The organism is Lysobacter sp. 1R34A, assembly GCF_051217035.1.
Lineage (GTDB): Bacteria > Pseudomonadota > Gammaproteobacteria > Xanthomonadales > Xanthomonadaceae > Lysobacter.
The window spans coordinates 1-3576 of the sequence record NZ_JBPKJP010000178.1 but is presented as its reverse complement, the minus strand read 5'-3'; the positions used below and the strand labels follow the sequence as shown (position 1 = coordinate 3576).

General features: G+C 66.0%; 3 protein-coding genes. 2 read left to right on the top strand and 1 reads right to left on the bottom strand.

Features of this window, described 5'->3' with window-relative positions; all coding sequences use genetic code 11:
- Window positions 1-212: hypothetical protein (locus ACSAMQ_RS20175; RefSeq protein WP_435397369.1), on the top strand; the 212-nt coding region annotated here is incomplete at its 5' end.
- A gap of 122 nt (window positions 213-334) precedes the next feature.
- On the opposite strand, the gene tyrS is transcribed toward ACSAMQ_RS20175, so the two are convergent.
- Window positions 335-1573 (bottom strand): tyrosine--tRNA ligase, encoded by a 1239-nt coding sequence (tyrS, locus tag ACSAMQ_RS20170; protein WP_435397368.1) that lies wholly within the window; start codon window positions 1571-1573, stop codon window positions 335-337.
- Between the two features lie 190 nt (window positions 1574-1763).
- Here tyrS and ACSAMQ_RS20165 point away from each other — a divergent pair, with 190 nt between their 5' ends.
- Entirely contained in the window at window positions 1764-3218 is a 1455-nt protein-coding gene (locus tag ACSAMQ_RS20165; protein ID WP_435397367.1) for a peptidoglycan DD-metalloendopeptidase family protein, read from the top strand.
- Window positions 3219-3576: the final 358 nt, after the last annotated feature.

Sequence of the window (3576 nt, the reverse complement as noted above, 5' to 3'; positions counted from 1 at the left end):
CAACACTCATCGAAACCGCCGTTTTCCGCGCCCCGACAACCTTACAAACCGGTTGGCGGGCCGCGCATCTTACAGCAATGTTTCAGACCGTCAACACCTGTCCAAACCGCCGCTTCTGCGCGTCCCCGCCGATCGATGCATCCGCTCAGCGGGGCCGCGCATTATGCATACATGAACAGGGCTTGGGAAGCGATTTCGGAAAAAATGAATAGGGATTTTGGTGGCCGCGGCCGAAAGCCTTATGGGGCGGGCGTGACAGCGAAGAACGAGGGACGAGAAGCGAGTGACGAGTGAGAAGCGAATGGGGCTTCCACTCGCTCCTTACCCTCTACCTTCACTTTTCTGCCGGCCCCACCAGGCGAACCCGGGCGAAATTGCGCTTGCCCACCGCCAGCACGCCTTCGAAACCGGGGGTAAACACCTGCTGGGGGTCTTCCACGACCTGGCCGTCGACCTTGACCGCACGCTCCTTGAGCTTGCGGTTGCCCTCGGCATTGCTCGGCATCAACCCGGCCGCCACCAGCAGGGCGGCGATGCGCAGCCCCTCGGCCGGCACGCCGACGTCGGTGAGCGGCAGGGAGGCGATATCGCCCTCCCCGCGCACCGCCGCGTTCCAGCCGGCCATGGCCTGCTCGGCGGCCTGCGCCCCGTGGAAACGCGCCGCCAGTTCGCGCGCCAGGCGCATCTTGAGGTCGCGCGGGTTGAGCTGGCCGGCGGCGATCTCCTCCTTGAGCCGCGCCGCCTCGGCGATGCCGATCTCGAAGCTCAACAGGTCGATCCAGCGCCACATCAGCACGTCGTCGATCTTCATCGTCTTGGTGACGATGTCGATCGCCGGCTCGTTGATGCCGATGTAGTTGCCGAGCGACTTGGACATCTTGTTGACGCCGTCCAGCCCCTCCAGCAGCGGCATGGTCAGGACGATCTGGGCCGGCTGGCCGTGGTGCTCCTGCAGGCCGCGGCCCATCAACAGATTGAATTTCTGGTCGGTGCCGCCGAGCTCGACGTCGCACTGCAGCGCCACCGAGTCGTAGCCCTGCACCAGGGGATACAGGAATTCGTGGATCGCGATCGGCTGCTGGGCGGCGTAGCGCTTGGCGAAGTCGTCGCGCTCGAGCATGCGCGCGACCGTGTGCTGGGCGGCGAGCTTGATCATGTCGGCCGAGCTCATCTGGCCAAACCATTCGGAATTGAAGCGGACCTCGGTGCGCTCCTTGTCCAGCACCTTGAACACCTGGTCGGCGTAGGTCTGGGCATTGGCGAGCACGTCCTCGCGGGTCAGCGGCTTGCGGGTGACGTTCTTGCCGGTCGGGTCGCCGATCATCCCGGTGAAGTCGCCGATCAGGAAGATCACCTGATGGCCCAGGTCCTGGAACTGCCGCATCTTGTTGAGCAGGACGGTGTGGCCGATGTGCAGGTCGGGCGCGGTCGGGTCGAACCCGGCCTTGATGCGCAGCGGGCGGCCGCCGGCCTGCATCGATGCGGTCAGGCGGGCTTCGAGCTCCTCGCGCTTGAGGATTTCGTCGGCGCCGCGGGCGATCAGGTCGAGGGCTTCTTGTACGGATGAGGACACGTGGGGACTCGCTAGGCGGCCGCGCCCGCAATGCGAACTCGGTCACGGATTCAGGTTAATTGGGGGTTAAACGAAACTGGGCCGCCTGGGGAGAAAAACCCCATTCAGCTCAAGGGTTTGACGCGTACTACTCGTGTGACTATGGTAACGCCGCTACGCGGCCTTCACACCTCAGACGAGGGATTCATCCATGACAGTACCCGAGCAGGCTTCCAGTGTGAGCGCGCAACGTCGCGAACGACTGAAAGCCCTGCGTGAAGCCGCGTTGCGCCGCCCCGTGCTGGCGCGTCATCTTTCCGATGGATTCAACGGTCGCTGGTCGGGCCGGCAGTGGGTGCAGGCCGCGCTGTTCGCGACCCTGGGCATGATGGTTGCGGCCATCGTGCCGGGTTTCAGCCAGTCGACCGCCTCGGTGCGCATGCACGAGCCGCGCCAGTCCTTGGCGCTGGCCCTGCCGCCGCTGCCGATCGCCCGCGTCCGCGGCGAACACGGCGACAGCTGGCAGCTGGTGCGGATCAACCGCGGCGAGACCCTGGGCTCGGTATTCGAGGACCTCGACATCCCGGCCTCGACGATGCACAAGATCCTCGAGCAGCCCGGCGCCAAGGAAGCCCTCAAGCGCATGAAGCCGGGGACCGAGCTCGGCTTCGACATGCCGGTCAACGGCAGCCTGCGCACCTTCCGCTACGATCGCGACGACAGCCACCGCGTCGAGCTGAGCCTCGCCGGCGACAAGATTACCCAGAAGATCATCGCCCGTCCCACCGAGCGCCGCACCGTGGTCCTGAGCGGCAAGGTCGGCAAGTCGCTGTTCCGCTCGGCGCGCAAGGTCGGGCTGACGCCGGCCAACATCAACACCCTGACCGACGACATCTTCAAGTACGACATCGACTTCAACGAGGACGTCGGCGCCGAGGACCGCTTCAGCGTGGTGGTCGAGCAGACTTGGCGCGAGGGCGAGCTGATCGGCACCGGCCCGGTGCTCGCGGCGACCTTCACCAGCGAAGGCCGCCTGCACACCGGCTTCCGCTTCGAACGCGGCGGCAAGCCCGAGTACTTCACCGGCGACGGCCGCCCGCTGAAGAAGAGCTTCATCCGCATGCCGATCCCGTATGCGCGCCTGACCTCGGGCTTCGGTTCGCGCCGTCACCCGGTGCTGGGCCGCATCCGCATGCACACCGGCGTCGACTACGGCGCGGGCACCGGCACGCCGATCATGGCCGCGGGCGATGCGCGCGTGCAGTTCGTCGGCTGGAAGGGCGGCTACGGCCGCGCGGTGATCCTCGACCACGGCCGCGGCTACACCACGCTGTACGGACACATGTCGAACTTCGGCCGGATCCGCCCGGGCCAGCACGTCGCCCAGGGCACGGTGATCGGCTACGTCGGCAGCTCCGGCCTGGCGACCGGCCCGCACCTGCATTACGAATTCCGCATCAACGGCGTGCACCGCAATCCCTTGTCGGTGACGATGCCGCCGCCGGAACCGCTCAGCGGCGCGGCGCTGGCCCAGTTCCGCACCCAGACCGGCGTGGCCCTGGCGCGGATCCGTCAGGTCGAAAACATCATCTATGCCGATGCCGGCCCGGCGCCGACCGCGGCCCCGGCCAAGCCCGGCACGAAGAAGAAGACCACCAAGGCCTGACCGGCCGCGGCGAGCGAAAGGCCTCTTCGGAGGCCTTTCTGCTTTTTGGGCGTCGTCGTGCCATGCGGCGATGGGACAGGTTACCGTGGGGCGCTATGGCTGCAAGGTGGTCGTGGTTGAGGATTCGGTCTCCACTGCCATCGATGTCGCTCTGCCCTTTTCAAGCCTCAGGGACTTTCGTCGTGGTTGAGAATTCTTCGGTCCCGGGGGCTACTGGCGTCGCAGTCCCGGCTACAACCTCCGCCGTGATCCCTGCTTTCACTCGCGCCGCTACGCCTGTTTCAGGCCTCAGGAACTTTCGTCGTGGTTGAGAATTCTTCGATCCCTGCTTTCACTCGCGCCGCTACGCCTGTTTCAG

What these genes read in the sequence shown, in the direction of transcription:
- ACSAMQ_RS20165 (WP_435397367.1), top strand. Translation starts at nt 1,764, where the DNA reads ATGACAGTACCCGAGCAGGCTTCCAGTGTGAGCGCGCAACGTCGCGAA.